At 63.6% G+C, this 20,178-nt stretch carries 17 protein-coding genes, 1 other RNA gene and 1 pseudogene; 17 read left to right on the top strand and 2 right to left on the bottom strand.

Annotated features, from left to right (window positions below; all coding sequences use genetic code 11):
- The coding region (locus Q8P46_17535; protein MDP2621950.1) for a vitamin B12 dependent-methionine synthase activation domain-containing protein at window positions 1-2,074 on the top strand (2,074 nt) is incomplete at its 5' end.
- Here Q8P46_17535 and Q8P46_17530 read toward each other — a convergent pair.
- Complete coding sequence (locus Q8P46_17530) at window positions 2,071-3,075, bottom strand: 2-dehydropantoate 2-reductase (protein MDP2621949.1); 1,005 nt, start codon at window positions 3,073-3,075, stop codon at window positions 2,071-2,073. The genes Q8P46_17535 and Q8P46_17530 overlap by 4 nt on opposite strands.
- A gap of 654 nt (window positions 3,076-3,729) precedes the next feature.
- Here Q8P46_17530 and Q8P46_17525 point away from each other — a divergent pair.
- The 5 genes from Q8P46_17525 to Q8P46_17505 all read left to right on the top strand — a co-directional run bounded on the left by Q8P46_17525 (window position 3,730) and on the right by Q8P46_17505 (window position 7,630).
- Window positions 3,730-4,248, top strand: a complete 519-nt coding sequence (locus tag Q8P46_17525) for a hypothetical protein (GenBank protein ID MDP2621948.1) — start codon at window positions 3,730-3,732, stop codon at window positions 4,246-4,248.
- 161 nt (window positions 4,249-4,409) lie between these two features.
- Window positions 4,410-4,973 (top strand): extensin family protein, encoded by a 564-nt coding sequence (locus Q8P46_17520; GenBank protein ID MDP2621947.1) that lies wholly within the window; start codon window positions 4,410-4,412, stop codon window positions 4,971-4,973.
- Window positions 4,974-5,050: 77 nt separating this feature from the next.
- The gene (locus Q8P46_17515) at window positions 5,051-5,842 is read left to right on the top strand and encodes a DUF1194 domain-containing protein (GenBank protein ID MDP2621946.1); all 792 of its coding nucleotides are present in this window, start codon (window positions 5,051-5,053) and stop codon (window positions 5,840-5,842) included.
- A gap of 102 nt (window positions 5,843-5,944) precedes the next feature.
- Entirely contained in the window at window positions 5,945-6,724 is a 780-nt protein-coding gene (locus tag Q8P46_17510; GenBank protein ID MDP2621945.1) for a DUF1194 domain-containing protein, read from the top strand.
- A 282-nt stretch (window positions 6,725-7,006) separates the two neighbouring features.
- On the top strand, window positions 7,007-7,630 hold the full coding sequence (locus Q8P46_17505) for a DUF922 domain-containing protein (GenBank protein MDP2621944.1): 624 nt from the start codon (window positions 7,007-7,009) through the stop codon (window positions 7,628-7,630).
- Window positions 7,631-7,700: 70 nt separating this feature from the next.
- On the opposite strand, the gene Q8P46_17500 is transcribed toward Q8P46_17505, so the two are convergent.
- Window positions 7,701-11,459: a hydantoinase B/oxoprolinase family protein gene (locus tag Q8P46_17500; protein ID MDP2621943.1), complete on the bottom strand. Its 3,759-nt coding sequence runs from the start codon at window positions 11,457-11,459 to the stop codon at window positions 7,701-7,703.
- Between the two features lie 211 nt (window positions 11,460-11,670).
- Between Q8P46_17500 and Q8P46_17495 the strand changes: the two genes are divergently transcribed.
- The 11 genes and pseudogenes from Q8P46_17495 to Q8P46_17445 all read left to right on the top strand — a co-directional run bounded on the left by Q8P46_17495 (window position 11,671) and on the right by Q8P46_17445 (window position 20,175).
- Complete coding sequence (locus Q8P46_17495) at window positions 11,671-12,648, top strand: TRAP transporter substrate-binding protein (GenBank protein ID MDP2621942.1); 978 nt, start codon at window positions 11,671-11,673, stop codon at window positions 12,646-12,648.
- 78 nt (window positions 12,649-12,726) lie between these two features.
- A complete protein-coding gene (locus Q8P46_17490) occupies window positions 12,727-13,284 on the top strand; it encodes a TRAP transporter small permease (GenBank protein MDP2621941.1) in 558 nt (185 codons plus the stop codon).
- A gap of 5 nt (window positions 13,285-13,289) precedes the next feature.
- Complete coding sequence (locus Q8P46_17485; protein MDP2621940.1) at window positions 13,290-14,594, top strand: TRAP transporter large permease subunit; 1,305 nt, start codon at window positions 13,290-13,292, stop codon at window positions 14,592-14,594.
- A gap of 36 nt (window positions 14,595-14,630) precedes the next feature.
- Complete coding sequence (locus Q8P46_17480) at window positions 14,631-15,185, top strand: winged helix DNA-binding protein (GenBank protein ID MDP2621939.1); 555 nt, start codon at window positions 14,631-14,633, stop codon at window positions 15,183-15,185.
- Window positions 15,186-15,252: 67 nt separating this feature from the next.
- Complete coding sequence (locus Q8P46_17475; protein MDP2621938.1) at window positions 15,253-15,960, top strand: DnaJ family molecular chaperone; 708 nt, start codon at window positions 15,253-15,255, stop codon at window positions 15,958-15,960.
- Window positions 15,961-16,016: 56 nt separating this feature from the next.
- Entirely contained in the window at window positions 16,017-16,727 is a 711-nt protein-coding gene (locus Q8P46_17470) for an N-acetylmuramoyl-L-alanine amidase (GenBank protein MDP2621937.1), read from the top strand.
- Between the two features lie 401 nt (window positions 16,728-17,128).
- Window positions 17,129-17,506 (top strand): annotated as a pseudogene (locus Q8P46_17465) (transglycosylase SLT domain-containing protein).
- 61 nt (window positions 17,507-17,567) lie between these two features.
- Window positions 17,568-17,967: RNase P RNA component class A (gene rnpB / locus Q8P46_17460), an RNA gene on the top strand.
- 329 nt (window positions 17,968-18,296) lie between these two features.
- Window positions 18,297-18,779 carry a division/cell wall cluster transcriptional repressor MraZ gene (gene mraZ / locus Q8P46_17455; GenBank protein ID MDP2621936.1) on the top strand — a complete coding sequence of 161 codons (483 nt, stop codon included), beginning with the start codon at window positions 18,297-18,299 and terminating at the stop codon, window positions 18,777-18,779.
- Window positions 18,776-19,828: a 16S rRNA (cytosine(1402)-N(4))-methyltransferase RsmH gene (rsmH, locus tag Q8P46_17450; GenBank protein MDP2621935.1), complete on the top strand. Its 1,053-nt coding sequence runs from the start codon at window positions 18,776-18,778 to the stop codon at window positions 19,826-19,828. The genes mraZ and rsmH overlap by 4 nt, the downstream gene beginning before the upstream one ends.
- The gene (locus Q8P46_17445) at window positions 19,825-20,175 is read left to right on the top strand and encodes a hypothetical protein (protein MDP2621934.1); all 351 of its coding nucleotides are present in this window, start codon (window positions 19,825-19,827) and stop codon (window positions 20,173-20,175) included. The genes rsmH and Q8P46_17445 overlap by 4 nt, the downstream gene beginning before the upstream one ends.
- Window positions 20,176-20,178: the final 3 nt, after the last annotated feature.

The raw sequence follows: 20,178 nt of genomic DNA, 5'->3' as shown, positions 1-20,178 counted from the left end.
GCTGCCGCACGTTCATGTCTCCGGTGGGGTGTCGAACCTTTCCTTCTCGTTCCGCGGCAACCAGGCGGTGCGCGAGGCCATGCACGCGGTGTTTCTCTATCACGCCATCCAGGCGGGCATGGATATGGGCATCGTCAATGCCGGCCAGCTCGCCATTTATGAGGAGCTCGACCCGGAGCTGAAAGAGCGCTGCGAAGACGTGGTGCTCAACCGCCGCGAGGATGCCACCGAACGGCTGTTGGAGATCGCCGAGCGCTACCGCGGCGACGGAATGCAGAAGAAGGAAGCCGACCTCACCTGGCGCGAGGGCACGGTGGAGGAGCGGCTCATTCATGCGCTGGTCGCCGGCATCACCGATTTCATCACCGAGGATACCGAGGAGGCGCGGGCCAAGGCCGAGCGGCCGCTGCACGTCATCGAGGGGCCGCTGATGGACGGCATGAACGTGGTCGGCGACCTGTTCGGGTCGGGAAAGATGTTCCTGCCGCAGGTGGTCAAGTCGGCCCGGGTCATGAAACGGGCGGTCGCCTATCTGATGCCGTTCATGGAAGAGGAGAAGCGCGAGCTCGGTCTGGACGATGCGCCGTCCGCCGGCAAGGTGGTGATGGCCACCGTCAAGGGCGACGTGCACGACATCGGCAAGAACATCGTCGGCGTCGTCCTTCAATGCAACAACTACCAGGTGATCGACCTCGGCGTGATGGTGCCGGCGGCGAAAATCCTGCAGACGGCGCGGGAAGAAAAAGCCGACATTGTCGGCCTGTCGGGACTGATCACCCCGTCGCTTGACGAGATGTGCCACGTGGCGGCGGAAATGCAGCGGGAAGGCTTCGATCTGCCGCTTCTGATCGGCGGCGCGACGACAAGCCGGGTGCATACGGCGGTCAAGATCAACCCGAACTACAAGAACGGCCAGACGGTCTATGTGACCGACGCAAGCCGCGCCGTCGGCGTCGTCTCGAACCTGCTCTCCGCCGACAAAAGGAACGCGTTCATCGATGGGGTCAGGGCCGAATATGCCCGCATCGCCGAGGCCCATGCGCGCGGCGAAGGGGAAAAGCAGCGCCTGTCGCTCATCAAGGCGCGCGAGAACAGGTTCCGCATCGACTGGTCGGATTATCGGCCGCCCAAGCCGGCCATGCTGGGCGTCCGCGCGTTTCACGACTATGACCTTGCACACCTCATCCCCTATATCGACTGGACGCCGTTCTTCGCCGCGTGGGAAATGAAGGGGCGCTATCCGGCGATCCTCGAGGACGACAAGCAGGGGGCAGCCGCGAGCGCGCTTTTCTCAGACGCGCAGGCGCTGCTCGAACGTCTGGTCGAGGAGAAGTGGCTTACCGCCAGCGCCGTCGTCGGCCTGTGGCCGGCAAACAGCGTCGGCGACGACGATATCGAGGTCTATGGCGATAAGGGGCGCAAGCAACCCATTGCCGTCTTGCACACGCTGCGCCAGCAGATGGCGCGCAGGCGTGGCGGCCGCGCCAATACCGCCCTTGCCGACTTCATCGCGCCAAAGCAGACGGGCCTTTCAGACCATATCGGCGCCTTCGTGGTGACTACCGGGATTGGCGAGGCGGAGGTGCTCGACCGCTTTGCCCGCGCCAATGACGATTATTCGAAGATCGTGCTGCAGGCGCTTGCCGACCGGCTGGCCGAAGCCTTCGCCGAGCACATGCACGAGCGCATGCGTCGCGAATTCTGGGCCTATGCGCGGGACGAGAAGCTGTCCAATGTGGAGTTGATCGCGGAAAAATACCGCGGCATCCGCCCGGCGCCGGGCTATCCGGCGCAGCCCGATCACACCGAAAAACGGACCCTGTTCGCGCTCCTGGAAGCGGAGGAAAAGGCCGGCGTCACGTTGACTGAAAGCTGCGCCATGGCGCCGGCCTCGTCGGTATCTGGGCTCTATCTCTCCCACCCCGACAGCCATTACTTCGGCGTCGGCAAGATCGAGCGCGACCAGGTCGAGGATTATGCCAAGCGCAAGGACATGAGCGTCGCCGCGGTCGAGCGCTGGCTCAGCCCGATCCTCAATTACGATCCGAAGGCGGTGTCCGAACGGGTGGCCTAAGCCGCACACAGCCGGACACCCGCGCGCTCCAGCAGCATCACCTTGTTGAGCAGCTTGACGCAGGCATAGACCGCCTTGATCGACGGTGCCGGCGTGTCGGTCAGCTTCCCCATCTCGAGGATGGCGCCGATCAGCGCCCCGGCTTCCAAAGACCGGCCGGCCTCGACATCCTGCAGCATCGAGGTCTTGTGCTTGCCCACCGCGGCGGCACCGGCGATGCGCTTCTCGATGGTGTGGCGAACGGTGACGCCGAGCTTTTCGGCGATCTCCTTGGCCTCGGTCATCATGGCTGCGGCGAGATCGCGGGTCTCGGGGAATTCGCAAATGTCGACCAGCGTGGCGTGGGTGAGCGCCGAGATCGGGTTGAAGGAAAGGTTTCCCCAGGCCTTGAGCCAGATCTCCGAGCGGATGTTACCGAGAATGCGCGAGCGCAGGCCCGAGGCAACCAATAGGTCATGCAGCTTTTGCACACGCGGCGTCGTCCTGCCGTCCAACTCGCCGACGGAAAAGCGGTCGCCTTCGACGTGCTGGATCACGCCGGGCTCGGCGACGTAGGCCGCCGGATAGACGACGCAGCCGATGATGCGCTTTGCCGGAATGTTGCGCGTCAACAGACCGCTGGGATCGAGGCTATTCAGGCGCGCGCTGTCATAGGGGCCGCCATGGCGCTCGAAATACCACCAGGGAATGCCGTTCTGGACGGTCACGATCATGGTGTCGTCGCCAAGCAACCGGTGAATGTCGCGCGCCACCTTGTCGAGGAAGTGCGCCTTGAGCGCCAAAATGACCAGATCCTGCGGCTCGGCCTCCGCCGCCGCGGCGACGGCCTTCACCCTGGCGGTCAGTTCCGTGCTGTCGTCCCAGATGAGCTTCAGTCCGTTTTCCTGGATCGCGGCCAGGTGCGCGCCCTGGTCGATAACGGTGACGTCATTGCCGGCATTCGCCAGCTTGACCGCCATCATCCCGCCGATCGCACCGGCGCCGACAATGCAGATTTTCATTGCCAAAACCTCCTCGGCACAAAGTCTTGGCAGCCCCGGGTGGTCACTGAAGGGCGCTCACTGCACGAAGTTGTTCGAGAGTCTGCCAATCCGTTCGCGCGTCCGTTGTCAAACCGTCCCAAATGCAGTCAAACAGATAATTAACTGCCTGTTCCGGCTCGCAGAATGACGACGCAGTGACAAATACTCTCTCCACAAATGAAAGACCCGAGGCGCTGAACCCCGGGCTGCAAAGTTGAACTCCATCTGTGAAATTCGTTTGGCGTTTTCGAACTCTAGAGGACGCCGATCACGATGGCGCCGATGAACAATAGAGCGGCGAACAAAATGGCGACGTTCAAACGTGTGGTGATATCCATGGCGGGCCTCCCGTCATTGGATTAGTCGTTGGATTATTTGAACTGAATTCTAACCAGCAATTGCGTTCCAAAGAAGACAAATTCATGATGCACCGCACCATAATGGGGCACCGCAAAATCCACGCACCAGGGAACATATCGCTCACTATTGTTCCGAGAAATCATGTACTTGTTTAAGAGCGCCGAAGGAATAGATGAGCTTTTTGCCTATTTTTGCAGTGACCCGTCTTGCCGATATGCCGCTGCGCGGCGATAAGTGAAGGCGTTGCACCTCGTAGCGCTCGGGGAAGGGGCGATGCCCGATTCTGGAATGCGGCAAGACGGCTTGCGCCACCGCCACGCCCGGATGGCGATTGCCGTCATCGCAGCGGCGGCCGCCGCGCTGGCGCTCGCCTATGTGCTCGCCAACCGGCCGGACCCTGCCGAGAAGCCCTATCTGAGCTTTCTCGGCGGCGGATTCATCTTCAATTACCGTATCGGCGAGGTCACCTACGGCTTTACGGCACGGGTCGTCCGGCCGCTGCCCGTGGGAACTATCATCAAGGCAGAATTTGAAGATCCGGCGGGCGGAGAGCCCCTCATGATGCGCGTGCGAATAGGCACGGAAAAGCTCCGCTACAGCCTGATCTCGCCGCCGGTTGAGGGTGTCCTCGCAGGCCGCGCTTATCATGTGACGGTGCAGCTGATTTCCCGCGACGGCACGGAAATTCTCGCACGCTATGAAAAGAGCTATGTCTCCGAGGTTGGCCAAGAGGTCATGCCGGAAGGTCCGCTGACAGTCGGGCCAGGCTATCAGCGCCCGCCACGGCCTTAGAGCGGTAACCATGTTTCTTAACGCAAATTTTGCCAAGAGCGGATCACTCTGCCGCCATGGGATGGCGAGTGTGCCGGCAGCTTGTTGCGTTGCTGCTCCTTCTATTGGCGGGTGGCTGCGGGATATTTTCGTTTTTCGGCGATGAGGAACATGGATGGCGCGTGCAGGCGGAAAAGCGCTGCCTCGCGAACGGGAGCGCCAGCGCCAACGCTTTCGTACAGCTGCTGTCGCCGATCGACGGTAACGGCGCTTGCGGCATCGGCCGGCCGTTTCGGGTCCGGGCATCGCTTGCCGGCGATGTGTGGCTCGACCCTGGCGCGACGCTCGACTGCAGCATGACGGCGGCGCTCGATCAATGGCTGGCGGAAGTCGTGCAGCCGGCCGCCCAACGCCACTTCGGCGTGCCGGTCATCGGTGCCAAGGTGCTCGGGTCCTATTCCTGCCGCACTCGCAACAGTCAGCCGGGCGCGCGCATCTCCGAGCATGCCTTCGGCAACGCTATCGACATCGCCTCGTTCATGCTTGCAGGCGGGCACTGGACCGCGGTCGAGTCCGGTTGGCGGGGCAGGGGCGCCGAACGCGCCTTCTGGCGCGAAATCCATGCGGGTGCCTGCAAACGCTTCTACACGGTGCTAAGCCCGGACGCCGATTCCTTCCACCATGACCATCTGCATCTTGATCTCGCCCGCCACGCGCGCGACGGCAACTACCGCTACTGCAAGTAGAAGCTGCGGCTCGCCGCGGCTTTTCACCGCCTTGACGCCGTGCAATGATCGCGCCCATGAGGAGGTCTCCATTCTTATTGCGACGCGTTGCAGCGGCTTTGGCACTCTGCGTCTGCGGCGCCGCCGCAGCCGAGGAGAGCGTCGATCTGGAGCTGGTGCTCGCCGTCGACATTTCCGGCTCCATGGACCCGGACGAGCAGGAACTGCAACGCGAAGGCTATCTCGGCGCGCTGCGCCACCCGGAGGTGATCCAGGCGATCCGATCCAGTAGCTATGGCCGCATCGCCGTGACCTATGTGGAATGGGCCGGCAATCATTCGGTGCGCGTCGTCGTGCCGTGGATGCCGATCGACGACGATGCGACGGCCGGCCGGTTTGCGGCGCAACTCGCCGCAGCGCCGCTGCGAACGGCCCACGACACCTCGATCAGTGGCGCGCTCGCCTTTTCCGGCGGCCTTTTCGACGGCAACGGTTTTGACGGCGTGCGGCGGGTCATCGACATTTCCGGCGATGGGCCGAACAAGCAAGGCGCGCCGGTGACGGTGGTCCGCGACCTCGTCGTGTCGAAGGGCATTACCATCAATGGCCTGCCGGTGATGCTGAAGCCCAACCACCGCTCGGGGGCATTCGACGTATCCATGCTCGACACTTACTATGAGGACTGCGTCATCGGCGGCTTTGGCGCGTTCATCGTGCCGGTGCGCGCCCTGAACGAGTTTGCGTCGGCGGTGCGGCGCAAGCTGGTGCTGGAAATCGCCGGCCTGACGCCGCGGCCGATTCTGGCGCAGTACACCGAGCGTGCTGCGCGCATGGACTGCTTGATCGGCGAAAAATTGTGGCGCAGGCGTATCTTGGATTGGGATAATTAGACAGTAAGGGAGAACTGGTTCCCGTCTCGATTCGCTGCTGCGCATATGAAGAGGTCTTTGGCCATGGCGCAAAAGGGATTTCGGCTCGGTTTCGTCGTCACGATGCTCGCCGCCGCGTTATGGACCCTGTCGGCGAGCGCCGCCGATGAGCCCGTCGATCTTGAGCTCGTGCTCGCCGTCGACATCTCCTATTCCATGGACCCGGACGAGCTGGAGCTGCAGCGCGACGGCTATGTCGCCGCTCTGCGGCATCCGGAGGTGATCCAGGCGATTCGCTCCGGCGCCTATGGCCGCATTGCGGTAACCTATGTCGAGTGGGCCGGCACCGCATCGGCGCGCACGGTTCTGCCTTGGACGCTGATCGACGGCCAGGACGCCGCCGACGGATTTGCCACAAAGCTTGCAGCCGAGACCTTGCTGCGGGCCCGGCGCACCTCGATCAGCGGCGCGCTCGCCTTTTCCGGTACGCTGTTCGACGGCAACGGTTTCAGCGGCATGCGCCGGGTCATCGACGTCTCCGGCGACGGCGCCAACAATCAGGGCGTGCCTGTGACCGTGGTGCGCGATCGTATCGTCTCGGAGGGGATCACGATCAACGGCCTGCCGGTGATCCTCAAGACCAGAAACCCGAGCGGTTTCTTCGACATCGCCGACCTCGACATCTATTACGAGGACTGCGTCATCGGCGGCTTCGGCGCCTTCATCGTGCCGGTGCGCACGCTGACCGGCTTTGCCGACGCCGTGCGGCGCAAGCTGGTGCTGGAGATTGCCGGTGCACCGCCGCGAGTCGTCCCGGCTCAATTCAGCCAGCGCGTTCCAAGGGTCGATTGCCTGATCGGCGAGAAGATCTGGATGCAGCGCTACCAGTATTGGGACAATTAGCGGACGGAACAGGCCACCTGCCGCCCGGCGCGCATCGACTGCCTGATCGGCGGAAAGTTGTGGCTGCAGTGCTATAAGGTCTGGGAGTAACCGAGGGAAAACTTGGTGCAACCGGAAAGTATTGTTTGACCGAGCGGGGCGCCTAGACAATAGTTTCAGCGGTCATCAGTGGGGGAATCTAGAATTATGCTGCATAACGGATATTTCGCAGCAGCACCGCCGGCGCTCGTTGGCGCTGCAGCGCTGCTAACGCTGGTGAGCTTGCCGGTCAGCGCCGGTCCCGTGACCAGCACCGTCACCTACAAATATTACGATTTTTCCGGCGGCATATATTTGGAAATGCTGCGTTCGATTCTTTGGTACGGACCCACCATCGACAATGATCAGGCGTTTTCCACGCTGAGCACACGATCGAATTGGATGGTGCGCCCGGCAAGCGCGGATTCCTGCCACATCAAGAGCCTGACCTTCGAGCTGAAGCATGTCATGACGCTGCCGCGGCATCACAACGAAAAAAATCTGAGCCCCGCCTTTCGCAAACAGGTCGTCGCTTTCCGTAACAACTTGAAGCGTCACGAGGAGAAGCACCGAGCGATACAAGTGAGCTGTTTTTCCGGCCTGCGCAAACACATCCTGGTGGTGCGCAAAGTCGCCGATTGCAGGGCATATTTGGCGACGATCAGGCGCACTGTCGACAAGTGGGCTCCGACATGCAGCGCACGCCACGCGGCATTCGACAAGAGCGAAGACGCGCTGACAGAAAAGATGCCGCTCGTGCGCCAAGCGCTGCAAGAGATTAACGACCCGAAGGCCAAGGCAAAAACCGCGGGCTGGCTGCACGGGGCAAGATTGCACGCGCGGCGGGCTGTCGACGAGGTCGTCGCAGACGTTAACGGGCGAGACTAAAGCCTTAGTTGTGGGAATTGGACCGCTTGTCACCGGCGATTTTCATCGCAGCGGGCGGGGCCAAAGGCGCTCAGCGTTTCCCGTAGCCGCCGCCCGTCGGCGTCTTGACGATGATCGCTTCGCCGGCCTCGAGCACCGTCTCGTCGCAGCCTTCGAGCCGCTCCATGGTGCCGTTGTTGCGGCGCACCCAGTTCTCGCCGAGCTCGCCCGGTTCGCCTCCCGCCAGGCCGAAAGGTCGTAACCGGCGGTGGCCGGAGAGAATGGCGCACTGCAACTTTTCCAGGAACCGGATGGTGCGCTGGGTGCCGTTGCCGGCATTCCATTTCCCTTTCCCACCGGAGGCCTCGCGGATGTGAAAATCCTCGAGCAGCACGGGATAGCGCAGCTCGAGGATCTCCGGGTCGGTGAGCCTGGAATTGGTCATATGGGTGTGCACCGCGTCGGCGCCGCTAAAGCCGGGGCCGGCGGACGAGCCGGAGCAGATGGTCTCGTAATATTGGTATTTGTCATTGCCGAAAGTGAGGTTGTTCATCGTTCCCTGTGCCGCGGCCATGGCGCCGAGCGCGCCGAACAGCGTGTCGGTCACAGCCTGGCTCGTCTCGACATTGCCGGCGACGACGGCGGCAGGGTAGGCGGGCGCCAGCATCGAGCCTTCCGGCACGATCAGCCGGATCGGCCTCAGGCAGCCCGCATTCATCGGGATATTGTCGTCGACCATGACGCGGAAAACGTAGAGCACGGCGGCGCGGGTGACCGGCAACGGCGCATTGAAATTGGTCGGCTGCTGGGGGCTGGTGCCGGTGAAATCGACGGTTGCCTCGCGCTTTTCCCGGTCCACCGTAATCTTCACCTTGATGACCGCGCCCTGGTCCATCTCGTATCGGAACGCCGAATCCTTGAGCGCCCCGATGACCCGCCGCACGCTCTCTTCGGCATTGTCCTGGACGTGGCCCATATAGGCGCGCACCACGGCAAGCCCGAACTGGGCGACCATCTTGCCGAGCTCCTGCACGCCCTTCTTGTTGGCGGCGACCTGTGCCTTCAAATCGGCGACATTCTGGATGACGTTGCGGCACGGAAAGGGATGGTCGGTGAGGAGGTCGACCAGCGCCCCCTCGCGGAACCGGCCGCGGTCGACGAGCTTGAAATTGTCGATCAGCACGCCTTCCTCGTCGACATGGGTGGCGCGCGGGCTCATCGAGCCCGGCGTGACCCCTCCGACATCGGCATGGTGGCCGCGCGAGGCGACCCAGAAAAGGATCTGTTGGCCCGCGGTGTCAAAGACCGGGGTACACACCGTGATGTCGGGCAAGTGGGTCCCGCCATTATAAGGTGCGTTGAGGACGAATACGTCGCCTGGCTCAATACGCCCCTTGTTGAGGCGGCTGACGGTTTCGACGCTCTTGTCCATGGAGCCGAGATGCACCGGCATGTGCGGCGCGTTGGCGATCAGCGAGCCGGTCTCGTCGAACACGGCGCAGGAGAAATCCAGCCGCTCCTTGATGTTGACCGAATATGCGGTGTTCTGCAGCGTCACGCCCATCTGTTCGGCGATCGACATGAACAGATTGTTGAACACTTCGAGCATCACCGGATCGGCCTCGGTGCCGATGGCGACGCGCTTCGGCAGCGCCACCGCACGGGTCAGCACGATATGGTCGTAGCGCGTTACCTCCGCTTCCCAGCCCGGCTCGACGACGATGGTCTGGTGCGGCTCGATGATCAGGGCCGGCCCGGCAATGCGGTGGCCGGGCGCGATGTCGGCGCGCAGATAGACCTTCGCCTCGTGCCAGCCGCCGGCCGAGAAGAAGCGCGTCTTGGCCGCCGGCGCGGGCAGCGGCGCGACGGTCGCCTCCAGGACCGGCTCGGTGAATGTCCCGGTGCCGCCAACCGCCTCGACCGACACCGCCTCGACGACGAGCTGCTTGGTCTCGTCGATGAAGCCGAAGCGCGCCTTGTGCGCAGTTTCGAAGAAAGACCGCATCTCGGCGAGGCTAACAATTTTCGGCTTCCCCTTTGAAGAGGAGAGGAAAGCGTCATCGGGTGGCGTAGACTCGCCCGCGCTCACGACCAGGGCGGCATCGGTGCCGGCGTAACGGATATGCGCGCGCACATGCACGGTGACGTCGCTCTCCGGCACCCCCTGACCGACGACCTCTGCGCACGCCTCGGCGCCGAGCCGGCCGGCGGTCTCGGCGAGCGAGGCCAGCGCGGCTTGGGCGAACGGCTCCTCGACCGCCTGCTGGCGGGCGGCGCGAATCTGCGCCAGGCCCATGCCGTAGGCCGACAGCACGCCGGAAAGCGGATGGAGCAGTACGCGGGGAATCGAAAGCGCGTCGGCGGCCAGGCAGGCGTGCTGGCCACCCGCGCCGCCGAAGCAGTTCAACACATAGGACGTGACGTCGTAACCGCGCTCGACCGAGATTTTCTTTATGGCGTTGGCCATATTCTCCACCGCGATCTTGAGGAAGCCGTCGGCGACCTCCTCCGCGCTGCGGCCGTCGCCGATCCGTTCGGCCAGCGCGGCGAAGCGATCACGGACGATCTCCGCGTCGAGCGGCTTATCGGCGTCGGGGCCGAAGATCTTCGGGAAGAACTCCGGCATCAGCTTGCCCATCATGAGGTTGGCGTCGGTGACGGCGAGCGGGCCGCCGCGCCGGTAGCAGGCGGGACCCGGATCGGCGCCGGCGGAATCCGGCCCGACCCGGAAGCGGGCGCCGTCGAAATGCAGCACCGAGCCGCCGCCGGCCGCCACCGTGTGGATCAGCATCATCGGCGCGCGCATTCTGACGCCGGCGACCTCGGTCTCGAAGGTGCGCTCATATTCGCCGGAAAAATGCGAGACATCGGTCGAGGTGCCGCCCATGTCGAAGCCGATGACCTTTTCGAAACCGGCAAGCCGCGCCGTCTCGACCATGCCGACCACCCCGCCTGCGGGGCCGGAAAGGATAGCGTCCTTTCCTTGAAACAGATTGGCGTCGGTCAGCCCGCCCGACGACTGCATGAACATGAGCCGCGGACGTGCGTCTTCCGGCTTGTTTTCCTCCTGTTGTTTCGTTCCGGTCGCGTCCGAAGCCTCTCCTCGGGCTGGCCTCCGGCCGGACTCGTGGGGACACTCCTCGCCTCTTGTCTCCGCCCCCAAATCCTCGGCCACCTGGCGAACATAGCGGCGCAGGATCGGCGAGAGATATGCGTCGACCACGGTGGTGTCGCCGCGGCCGACGAGCTTGATGAGCGGGATGACCTGGTGGCTCGACGAGACCTGGGTGAAGCCGATTTCGCGGGCAAGCTCGGCCACCTTCCGCTCGTGCTCGGGATGGTGGTAGGCGTGCATGAAGACGATGGCCGCGGCACGGATGCCAGCGTCGAACGCCGCCTGCAGATCCTTCCGCGCGGCAGCAAGATTGAGCGGCGTCTCAATGGTCCCGTCGGCGCGAACGCGCTCTTCGACCTCGACCGCCCGCTCGTACAGCATCTGCGGCTTGACGATGGCGCGGGCGAAGATCTTCGGCCGCGCCTGATAGCCGATCCTCAGCGCGTCGCGAAAACCGCGTGTCGTCACCAGCACGGTCCGGTCGCCCTTGCGCTCGAGAAGCGCGTTGGTGGCGACGGTGGTGCCCATCTTCACCACGCCGAGGAGTTCGCCCGGCACGGCCGCGTCTGGCGCGACGCCAAGGATCCTGCGGATGCCTTCGACCGCGGCGTCGCTGTATTTTTCCGGATTCTCCGACAGCAGCTTTTCGGTGCGGATGGCGCCGTCGCCCGCGCGCCCGACGATGTCGGTAAAGGTGCCGCCGCGGTCGATCCAGAAATCCCACTTGGCCGACATCAGTCCCTCGTTTCCGTCGAGTCTCCGCCTTTACAGGAGCGTCGCGAAGCGCTTGACTCCCTTGCCAGGGCGTTCCTCCTCGGCGCGGGGCGCCAATGCACAAGGAAAATCACAATGCTTGCATTTCGTCAACGAATTATAGATAATTTCTAATCGTTAATTTCGTGCGGCTCCACTGATCCATCAGGAAGGTCAATTCAGGGAGGACATCATGAACAGGATGATACGTTGGGCCACCGCCGGGGCGCTTACGCTCGGCCTGTCTTTTCCGGCATTCTCCCAAACCAAGTGGGACATGCCGACGCCTTACGGCGAAACAAACTTCCATACGCAGAATATCATCAAGTTTGCCGAGGACGTGAAGGCGGCGACCAACGGCGAGCTTACGATAGCGGTTCATTCCGGGGGTTCGCTGATCAAGCATCCCGAAATCAAGAACGCGGTCCGCTCCGGGCAGGTGGCGATCGGTGAATTTCTGTTATCCACGCTGGCCAACGAGAACCCTGTCTTCGGTATCGATTCAGTGCCATTTCTGGCCAACAGCTACGATGCCGCGGCCAAGCTGTGGAACGCGTCGCGTGAAAGGACCGAGGATGCGTTGGCGAAGCAGGGTTTGACGATCCTGTTTGCCGTGCCGTGGCCGCCACAGGGCGTCTATGCCAAGAAGGAACTCAACACCATTCAGGACCTGAAGGGGGTTAAGTTCCGGGCCTACAACGCGGCGACGGAGCGCTTGGCGCAACTTGCCGGCGCGGTGCCGACGCAGATCGAGGTGCCTGACATTCCCCAGGGCTTCGCCACGGGCCGGGTCGATGCCATGATTACTTCGCCCTCGACCGGCGTGAACTCGAAAGTGTGGGATTTCCTGTCGCACTACTACGATACGCAGGCATGGCTACCGAAGAACATCGTGGTCGTGAACAAGGATGCCTTCGCCTCGCTCGACGGGGCGACGCGCAACGCCCTGCTCGATGCGGCCAAGGCAGCGGAGACGCGCGGCTGGAAGGCCTCCAAGCAGGAGACTGCGACCCAGACAAAGACGCTGGCCGACAATGGGCTCAACGTCGCCAAGCCGTCGGAGGCGCTCGCCGCGTCGATGCGCGAAATCGGCGAGACCATGACGCAGGAATGGCTCAAGAACGCCGGCGCGGACGGCGAGGCCGTTATCGACGGCTACAAGGCCATGTAGTCTCCGCTCTACCGAATGGATCCGGGCGGGCCGGCAAGCCTGCCCGGAGAATCGGAGTTGCAGTGAGAGGTCGCGGCCATGCGGCACGCCCTGGAGACGCTTTACGCGCTGAGCCGCGGGCTCGCGGCGCTGTTTCTGGCGCTGATACTGGTGACGGTTCTGGCGCAGGTCGGGTTGAATGTGCTCGATGCGGCCGTCGAGTTCGCGAGCGGCAACGCGATCGGATTGCTCATTCCCTCCTATGCCGACTTCGCCGGCTATTTCCTGGCGACGGGGACGTTTTTCGCTCTCGCCGGGAGCTTCCGCAGCGGCGCCCATATCCGGGTCAGTCTCTTCCTTACCCGGTTGCCTGACGGGGCGCGGCGTGCCTGCGAGATATTCAGCGCCGGCTTTGCCTTTGCCTTTGTCATCTATTTTCTCGTCTTTGCCGCCCGGTTGACCGCCGAATCCCGGCGGTTCGGTGACCTCTCTTCCGGGCTCGTTGCCATTCCGATCTGGGTTCCGCAGCTTGCGATGACCCTGGGGCTGGCAGCTCTGGCAGTCGCAACCGGAGATTCACTGGTCACCTTGCTCAAGGGGGGCAAGCCGCCCTACACGGAAACCGAGGCGGAGTTTCGCCAGCTGATGGAGGAGTAGGGCGGATGGGGGACATCGGCTTAGCGCTCGGCCTCATCGTCCTGCTCTTCGCGCTGCTCGCCAGTGGCGTCTGGGTGGCCTTCTCGCTGTTTGCGGCGGGGTTTGCGGCGTTGCTGCTATTCTCCACCGCGCCAGTCGGAAAGGTGCTGGCCACGTCGGTCTGGAGCGTGTCTGCGGAATGGTCGCTGGCGGCCCTGCCGCTGTTCATCTGGATGGGCGAGATCTTGTTCCGCTCGCGGCTCTCAGGCGATTTGTTTTCGGGTCTGGCGCCGTGGCTTGGCCGGCTGCCGGGTCGGTTGCTGCATGTCAATATCCTCGGCTGCGCCCTGTTCGCGGCCGTATCGGGCTCTTCGGCGGCGACCTGCGCCACCGTCGGCAAGGTCTCCATCCCCGAACTCATGCGGCGCGGCTATGACGAGAAGATGGTGATCGGGACGATCGCCGGCTCGGGCACGCTCGGCCTGCTGATCCCCCCCTCGATCATCCTGATTGTCTACGGCGTGGCGACCGAGGAATCGATTGCCCGACTGTTCATTGCCGGCGTGGTGCCCGGCGCGGTCGTGATCGCACTTTACATGGCCTATGTGATGGTCTGGTCCGGCCTCAACCGTGAACGGTTTCCGGAGCCGGAGCCGCGCGTCGGTTTCGTGGAGCGGGCGTGGGCCTCGCGTCGCCTGATCCCGGTCGCCCTGCTTATAGCCGGCGTGATCGGGTCGATCTATACGGGGCTGGCAAGCCCCACCGATGCGGCGGCGGTCGGCGTGGCGCTAGCGTTGTTTCTGGCCTGGACCCACGGCGATCTCAGCGCCAAGAACTTCCTCGCCGGGCTGACTGGCGCCACCATGACGTCGTGTATGATCGCTTTCATTCTGGCAGGCGCGGCCTTTCTCTCGGTTTCGATGGGCTATGCGGGGCTGCCGCGCGCCCTGGCCGCCTGGATCGGGTCGTTCAACCTGAGCCCCTTTGCGCTGATCGCGGCACTGACCGCGTTCTTCATTATCCTGGGATGTTTTCTCGATGGCATTTCCATCGTCGTCCTGACCACCGCGGTCATCCTGCCGATGATCGAGGCCGCCGGCATCGACCCTATCTGGTTCGGCATCTATCTGGTGCTCGTTGTGGAGATGAGCCAGATCACGCCGCCGGTCGGGTTCAATCTGTTCGTGCTGCAGGGGCTGACGGGGCGCAACATTCTGCAGGTCGCGGTTGCGGCCCTGCCGTTCTTTCTGTTGCTGATCGTGGCGGTCGCATTGCTCGTGGCGGTGCCCGATCTGGCCCTCTGGTTGCCCCGCACCATGCTTGAGAGATAGGCGCGCGGTTCGCGCGCCGATTAATGGGAGGATGCCATGCATGCCATGCAAGACGAGAACAACACGGAGCGGGCAACGGCGTCAGCTGAGATCGGGCCCATCGTGTCGTCGACACATCTCGCCGCCGGGGCCTCGCCGGGCCTGAGCGAGGTGGAGTTTGGGCTCATCCTGGCGCAATTCGCCTTCGGCCGCTGGATGGTGCGCGCGATGGCGGCGGCCGGAGTGTCAGGACTCGCACCGCTGGACGTGCTGGTTCTGCATAATGTCGCTCATCGCGGACGGCCGAAGAAGCTTGCCGACATCTGCCATGTGCTTTCCGTCGAGGACACGCACACGGTTGCCTATTCGATCAAGAAGCTCGAACGGATGCGGCTTGTACGAAGCCGGCGCGAAGGCAAGGAAAAGGTCGTGGAGGTTACGCAGTCCGGCGGCGAGGCCTGCACCCGATATGCGAGGGTGCGCGAGCAACTGCTGGTCGCAGCGGTGAAGTCGACAGGCCCTGACGAGGAGATGCTGCGCCAGCTCGGCAGCTTCCTGCGTGCGCTGTCCGGCCACTACGACCAGGCCGCGCGGGCCGCGACCTCGCTTTGAAGCGAAAGGCAAAGCGTGAATACATACCCCTCGCCAGTTTTGCGCCGAGTCACGTAAGTTGGCCGCCATGACCACCTGGGGACGCATTGGTGAGATCGCCAGCCGCGTGGCGCAGGGCACCGGTTTGGGCCCGCTCGTCGACCGGTTGATCGAGACGGTCTCGAACTACGGCTCCGCCGATGGGCGCCGGCGCGTCGCCTTCTCTGTCGCCATGATCGCGCTCGCTGCAAAGATGGCCAAGGCGGATGGCGTCGTCGCCAGCTCGGAGGTGGACGCCTTCCGTGACCTGTTCGCGGTGCCCGAGGGCGAGGAGGCGAATGTCAAGCGCCTGTTCGATCTCGCCAAGCAAGACATTGCCGGTTTCGAGATCTATGCAAAGCGCATTCGCGATCTCTATCCGGACGGTGAGGAAATCCTCGAGGATATCATTGACGGGCTGTTCCAGATCGCCAAGGCCGACGGCATCGTGCATGAGCGCGAGCTTGGCTTTCTTTCCCGGGTGGCGGAGATTTTCGGCATCGACGAGACCTGCTTCGAGCAGATCGCCGCGCGCCATGTACGCGCTCGGGATCGCGACCCCTATCTCGTACTCGGCATCTCGCGCGAGGCCAGTGGCGCCGAGATCAAGCGCCATTATCGGAAGCTTGTGGCCGAACACCATCCCGACCGGCTGATCGCCCGCGGCGTGCCGGTGGAATTCGTGAGCATTGCCAACGACCGTTTGGCGGCGATCAACGAAGCCTATGAACGCATCGCCAAGGAGCGCAGGCTTTGAGCCTTGCGGCCGATACGCGGCTTGCAGACGAGGTCCGGCCTTCGCCGAACCACAATATGCGCCGCGGCGGGGCCGAGCCCGACATGCTGCTTCTGCACTATACCGGCATGCCGGACGCGCTCGGCGCGCTCGAATGGCTGTGCGACCCGGCTTCCGAAGTGAGCTGCCATTATTTCGTCTTCGAGGACGGGGGCATCGTCCAGCTCGTCGCCGAGGCACGCCGCGCCTGGCACGCGGGCATCGCTGCCTGGGCCGGCGAACAGGACATCAATTCCTGCTCCATCGGCGTTGAGATCGCCAATCCCGGCCATGACGGTGGCTACCCGGACTTTCCCGAGGCGCAGATGCAGGCGGTGGAAGCGCTGTGCCGCGATATCGTGGAACGCCGCGCCATTGCGCCGCAACGGGTGCTGGCCCATTCCGACGTGGCGCCCCGGCGCAAGAGCGATCCGGGCGAGAAGTTCGATTGGGCGCGGCTTGCGCGCGCCGGCGTCGGGCTGTGGATCGAGCCTGCGCCGATCCTGACCGGTGACGATCTTGGGCCTGGCGATGCCGGTCCTGTCATCGCCGGGCTGCAGCGCGATCTCGTCCGCTTCGGCTACGCGCTGACGGTCAACGCCGTCTTCGACGAAGCGACGGGCGACGTGGTGGCCGCCTTCCAGCGGCATTTCCGCCAGGTAAAAGTCGACGGGCGGGCTGACTCTTCGACAATTGAGACATTGCGGTCGTTGCTTCGGCAAGTTTTTGGTGAAATTGATTCAAATTGAGAATAGCTTTTAGGCATCTTTTTGCAACATCACGCCGAAAATATCTCAGTTACAAATTATGTATTCGATTTGAACAGTAAAAACGTTAAGTATTTTGGCAATCGATTCCATGAAATGGTCACATTAATGCCTTATTTACCACAATATTGCACCCAGATCACCGCTTACGTCGTGCGGCCATCGCACTTCAACAAAAGGAGATCCGGATGCAAATAGGGTATGTGCGTAACCTCGGTATTGGCGCCGTCATGGCGGCTGTGCTGCTGGCCTTTCCGCCAGCGGTCGCGGCAAAAGGATTTCGGGGCGATCCATCGGCGCCGGTCGGCGCGGCTTCACCGTTCGGCGCTGACGAGACTTCGCCAATGTCGGGTATTGAGGGATCCTCGGCGCATCTCCGCGCACTGGTCGCCAACCACGCCCGCCGCCACGGCGTTCCAGTGGCGTTGGCTCGCGCGGTGGTACGGCTGGAAAGCAACTACAATCCACGCGCCCGTGGGCGGGCCGGCGAGATCGGCCTGATGCAGATCAAGCCTCAGACCGCGCGCGGCATCGGCTTCACGGGCAGCGCGCGAGCACTTTACGATCCGGACACCAATCTGCGCTGGGGCATGAGCTATCTCGGAACCGCCTACAAGCTCGCGGGCGGCAGCGTGTGCGGCACGATCCTGCGTTACAATGCCGGCCACTATGCTAAGCGCATGACCAGGACCAGCCGGCTGTATTGCAGCAGGGTCCAGGCTCTCATGGGCCGCGGCAGCGCTGGCGCCGAGGCATCCTAGGGCATTTGCCGCCAGGCCCGGCCTCTTGACGTTGCCGGATATGGGTTCATATTGATAAGTGTCAGTTGGCCGGGCGGCCGCTCTGTAAGTTGGCGCGTAATTGCCGGCGGAGAGGAAAGTCCGGGCTCCACGGAAACACGGTGCCGGGTAACGCCCGGCGGGGGCAACTCCAGGGAAAGTGCCACAGAAAGTAAACCGCCGCGCCCCCCATTGCGGGATGCGCGGCAAGGGTGAAAGGGTGCGGTAAGAGCGCACCGCGCCCCTGGCGACAGGGGTGGCACGGCAAACCCCACCGGGAGCAAAACCGAATAGGGATGGCACGGGACGTTCGCGTTCCAGGCTGGTTTCGGGCCGCCGTCCGGGTTGGTTGCTTGAGGCGTCCGGCAACGGGCGTCCCAGATGAATGGCCGCCATGCGGGCTCGCCCGCATACAGAACCCGGCTTACAGGCTGGCTGACGCTCAGAAAATGCGAATGGCGCCCCCGCCCGGAAACGAGCGGGGGCGCCGCCATTTTCGCCTGGCTCACGTGCCGTTACGGGTCGTTAACGAACCACCTTTACCATCCATTGATGATAAGTAACGCGTTTCAGCCCACTGGGGCGTCGATTTATTGACGCCCACAGAATCCCATGATATCCCATAGTATCCCGTCAGCCGTGATGGAGCGTTGCGCGGCGGTCTGGGCTAAGTCGCGCGCCATTTGCGACTGCACGGCGCAAATCCGCAGCCTTGACGTTGGGGGGAACAGGCCCAGCGGAACAAGGGAAGGCCAGTAGCGTTGAGGGGGCGATGGACCATTTCGTGTCCACACACACCAACCGGATCGATGCCAAGGGCCGCGTGTCTGTCCCTGCGTCCTTCCGCAACATCCTCGCCAAGGAATCGTGCGAGGGCGTGTTCTGCTACCCGGCGCTGGACGAGGAGGCGCTCGACGCCGGAGGCAACCGGTTGATCGAGACCATCCACAGCCTGCTCGACAATCTCAATCCCTATTCGGACGAGCGCGATCATCTGGCAACCGCCCTGTTCGGTGTCAGCGAGATGCTGAGGCTCGATGCCGACGGGCGGGTGATCCTGTCCGAACGGCTGAAGGTCCATGCCGGGATTGCCGATGCCGTCACCTTCGTCGGTCTCGGATACAAATTTCAGATTTGGGAGCCTGGCCGTTTCGAGGCGTATCTGGCCGAGGGACGCGACCGGCTCCGTGAGCTCAAGCAGCTTCTTGGTGCGGCAAGGCGCTCCGGCGCCGGTCCAACAGGAGGACGGGAATGATGGCGGGCCGCGGCACGAAATGGGGTGTCGCTGGCGGACCGGCCCGCCACGTTCCCGTATTATTAAGCGAGGTGATCGAGGCCATCGCGCCCAGGGACGGCGGCATCTATGTCGATGCCACCTTTGGCGCCGGCGGCTATACGCGCGCCTTTCTCGATGCCGCCATCTGCACCGTGCTGGCGCTCGACCGCGACCCGCAGGCCACGAGAGCGGGGGCCGCTCTTGCGCGGGCCTATCCGGATCGGCTGATCCTGCGCGAGGGGTGCTTTTCCGACCTTGGCATCCATGTCGCCGCGGCGGGTCTCGGCAGCGTCGATGGAGTGGCCTTCGACATCGGCGTCTCCTCGATGCAGCTCGAAACGCCTGAACGCGGATTCTCCTTTCTCCAGGACGGGCCGCTCGACATGCGCATGGGGGAGACGGGCGCGACTGCGGCCGATGTGGTCAATGGCCTGGCGGAAGCGGATCTCGCGAGGATCATCCGCGTTCTGGGGGAAGAGAAGCGCGCCAGGGCGATTGCCAGGGCGATCGTGGAGGAACGCGAAACTCAGCCGATCGTCCGCACGGCCGCGTTGGCGAGACTTGTATCGCGGGTGGTCGGCGGGCGGGCCGGCCAGCGTATCCATCCGGCAACACGCACCTTTCAGGCTCTGCGCGTCTACGTAAATCGCGAATTGGAGGAACTTGCCGGCGGCCTGTTTGCGGCCGAAGCGGTGCTTGGCGAGGGCGGGCGGCTTGCCGTCGTCGCCTTTCATTCGCTGGAAGACCGTATCGTCAAGCGCTTCTTCGCCTTGGCATCGGGCCGTGGCGAGTCCGTCTCGCGTCACGTTCCGAAAAAAGCAGCGCCGACCGCGGCGACCTTCAAGGCGCTTTTCCGCGGCGCCAAGACGCCAACGCCCGAGGAGATAACCGCCAATCCGCGCGCCCGCTCTGCCCGCCTGCGCGCCGCAAGCCGCACCGCGGCGCCGGCGCGGCCGATCCGGCTCGAAGGGCTCGGTCTTCCCGAGCTGGCGCCGCTGCCGCAGTATGAGGGAGTACATTCGCAATGATCCGCATCGTCAACCTCGTCGCCATCATGGCGGTCATCCTGAGCTCCTTTGCACTCTACCGCGTCAAATACGAAGCCGTCAGCGATGCCAAGAAAGTGGCCGCGCTGCGCGCGGAGATTGCCGCCGAAGAGGATACGATCGCGGTTCTCAATGCGGAATGGAGCCACCTCAACCAGCCGGGACGTCTGCAGGGGCTTTCGGACCGCTATCTCGATCTCAAGCCCGTCGACGTGCACCAGATCATCACCTTGCAGGACCTGCCTCAGCGGCCGAGCGAACCGGACCCCTATGGCGACGCGCGGTCGCTTGGCGGCTTTGCCGGCGGCGGCACGACGATGGTCCGCTGACGG

Source organism: Hyphomicrobiales bacterium (assembly GCA_030688605.1).
Classification (GTDB): domain Bacteria; phylum Pseudomonadota; class Alphaproteobacteria; order Rhizobiales; family NORP267; genus JAUYJB01.
This window is presented reverse-complemented; position numbering and strand designations above follow the sequence as displayed.

Coding starts and splice junctions, on each gene's coding strand:
- Q8P46_17500 (MDP2621943.1), bottom strand. CDS start 11,459: ATGTCGGCCAAGTGGGATTTCTGGATCGACCGCGGCGGCACCTTTACC.
- Q8P46_17470 (MDP2621937.1), top strand. CDS start 16,017: ATGCGCCGCGGCGGGGCCGAGCCCGACATGCTGCTTCTGCACTATACC.
- Q8P46_17485 (MDP2621940.1), top strand. CDS start 13,290: ATGGGGGACATCGGCTTAGCGCTCGGCCTCATCGTCCTGCTCTTCGCG.
- mraZ (MDP2621936.1), top strand. CDS start 18,297: ATGGACCATTTCGTGTCCACACACACCAACCGGATCGATGCCAAGGGC.
- Q8P46_17525 (MDP2621948.1), top strand. CDS start 3,730: ATGCCCGATTCTGGAATGCGGCAAGACGGCTTGCGCCACCGCCACGCC.
- Q8P46_17445 (MDP2621934.1), top strand. CDS start 19,825: ATGATCCGCATCGTCAACCTCGTCGCCATCATGGCGGTCATCCTGAGC.
- Q8P46_17480 (MDP2621939.1), top strand. CDS start 14,631: ATGCATGCCATGCAAGACGAGAACAACACGGAGCGGGCAACGGCGTCA.
- Q8P46_17530 (MDP2621949.1), bottom strand. CDS start 3,075: ATGAAAATCTGCATTGTCGGCGCCGGTGCGATCGGCGGGATGATGGCG.
- Q8P46_17490 (MDP2621941.1), top strand. CDS start 12,727: ATGCGGCACGCCCTGGAGACGCTTTACGCGCTGAGCCGCGGGCTCGCG.
- Q8P46_17495 (MDP2621942.1), top strand. CDS start 11,671: ATGAACAGGATGATACGTTGGGCCACCGCCGGGGCGCTTACGCTCGGC.
- Q8P46_17510 (MDP2621945.1), top strand. CDS start 5,945: ATGCTCGCCGCCGCGTTATGGACCCTGTCGGCGAGCGCCGCCGATGAG.
- Q8P46_17475 (MDP2621938.1), top strand. CDS start 15,253: ATGACCACCTGGGGACGCATTGGTGAGATCGCCAGCCGCGTGGCGCAG.
- rsmH (MDP2621935.1), top strand. CDS start 18,776: ATGATGGCGGGCCGCGGCACGAAATGGGGTGTCGCTGGCGGACCGGCC.